Below are 2,372 nucleotides of genomic sequence, written 5' to 3'. Positions count from 1 at the left end.
TAAATATGCATATGATTTTACCGCACGCCAATCTCCTTTGATATTGTATAAAAATGGATTAGTTTCATAAAAATTAGGATACTTTACCAAATGATGTTCTGAGCCTTCAAAAGCTAATGAAGGATATGTTTTTACCCCTATGTTTTCTTCAGGGTTATTCCAAAAATCTTTGTATTCAACAGCAGATGCATTAATAATTCTTGGGTCATTTGCTGTCGTTGTGTTTTCGTCAACAGTAAAATCAGCTGCATTAATTACTGTATCTGTATCACTAATTGGAGATTTCATACTTGTAACAGAAGCCATTGCAGCACTTTGGAAATTCCTGTAATTTGACTTGACAATTTTAATCGTAATATCAGTCAGGCTTGCATCTTCACCACAAGCATTTAGGTACTCACCTTCTCTATCAATCAAAACCATTTTTTTGCCAGAATTGGCTGTATCATTTATATTTTCTACTTGACTAATCCAGTAGATATGATCATCTGCTATTGGTGATCCAGTAGCATCAAAAACCATTACTTGATCGCCAGGAGTGAAAATTTCTTCAAGACTAGTATTTAAACTTGTATCGCCTTGAATCCTATACCAGGTTGAATTCCCATCAACATCTTGATCGTAATCATCTGAAAGATTTTCATGAAGCGATGTCAAACGACACTCAATACCTAAGTTTTTAGCTGCCTGTCCCATTCCTTTATATGCCCAATGTGCAGGATATGAGAAATTGTAATAGTTGTCTTTGAATGCGTTAGAAGTTTCCGTAAGTAAAACTTGACCACTTAAAGCATCCCATGCAAGATTTTTTGTACTCACAGAAGCACCTAAATCTTGAGCCACCTTTTCTACTAGAATCCCTGTCTTATGAATCACTTTTGTAGTAGTGGTAGTATGAAGTGTTGTTTCGTTTCTTTTGTATTCAAAAGGAAGTTGACCAAGTAATATTGGCCAAGGACCAGCATTGAAAAAAGTTAAATTCGTATCAACACCAAAGCTTTCTGATAAATTGTAATTTTCATTAAAATCAGTAATTACATCATAATGCACTCCAATTTCTTTGGTTTCATCTATACTTCCATCAGCGTGTACTACTGGAAGTTTGTTATTTAATTCGCCATCTTCTGTAACGTTGTATTTATAATCAACACCAGAAATAAGGTTCTCATTTTCGTCATATATTTTTTGTGCTTTTGATTTTCCATTCATATCATTTGTGATAATTGAAAAACCTTGTGAAAGTGCTAATTCTGTTCGTACATTTAATTTTAATACGTTACTAAGGATATTTTCTTGATTTGTTTTGTAATTATTCACTCCGTCAATAGTTGTATGATCAGATTTCGTAGGGAAATCTTTTGATGTAAAGAATTCACTGATTACTTTCCCTGTAGCATGTCTTTTTACGGTTTTTGTGACACTTCCATCTGCTGCTATTTGATTTCTACTTAGATTTTTAACGGTCACTTTACTGTAAGTAACTGTTGCAGAAGGATAAAATGATTTTCCAAATGGTTTTTCAACATATTCTCTAGCTTGTAATTTCTCCGAACTGTCATAAAATGGTTGAATCAGTGGATTTTCTTTACTCATATTTGGTTCCCAAGTAGCTACACCACTTGAACCTAAGTCTTTTCCTAAAGTATAGTCATATTCTTGACCGTAAAAGTTACTATATTCGTTTACAGTTTGCGGATTCTCAGTCATTACATCCCAATTATCATGCATGAGCACTTTTTTGACACGTAATCCACCTCCAAGTTTTGCATTGGTAGGGTGCTTTAAACGAATCCAGGATTTTTCTGGCTTGAACTTTCGAGCTATTGCGCGCCCTTCTAAGTAGCCATTTGGTCCCGTAAATATTTCTAGTAGTAGAGGTAAACTACTTCCAATAGCATTTACAATATCTTGAATATTTGGTGAACCTGGCTCATCATCACCAGTTCCATGCGCATACCGGTTTAAATGTTTCCTTGCAAAAAACCAACCCGATTTCGCAATAGGATTTGTAGAACTTCCTGCAGTGGCATCTACACCGCTTTCTTGTCTTTCTAATTGAATAGGAATGGCTCCATAATAAGCTCCATCCGACCCAGAAAATACTGAAAACTCACGCGATTGATCTATCATACAGTACCCTTCTACATAATCGTACGAAGAACGACTTACATTGTGTTTCTCCATATTCAATAAGAACCTGAAGTGCAATGGTCTGTCAATATATTCTCCTAAATATTTATTTTTAAATTCATTTACTGGTATTAGAGAAGTTTCATTTAATTGTACTGCTAAGTAGCGTGTATGTGATCCGTTTGTGTATAAATTTGTAGTTAAATCACCTAGTTGACTTGGAGCTGCATCACTTACACCAA

1 protein-coding gene is annotated in these 2,372 nt (G+C 34.7%); it reads right to left on the bottom strand.

The genetic code is table 11. The features are described 5' to 3' along the window. The coding region (locus tag ACUUYC_RS25400; RefSeq protein ID WP_474270649.1) for a hypothetical protein at positions 1-2,372 on the bottom strand (2,372 nt) is incomplete at both ends.

It is taken from the genome of Kordia sp. E, assembly GCF_056033805.1.
Note: the sequence above shows the minus strand (reverse complement) of the source record. Positions and strands in the feature narration are given on the sequence as shown.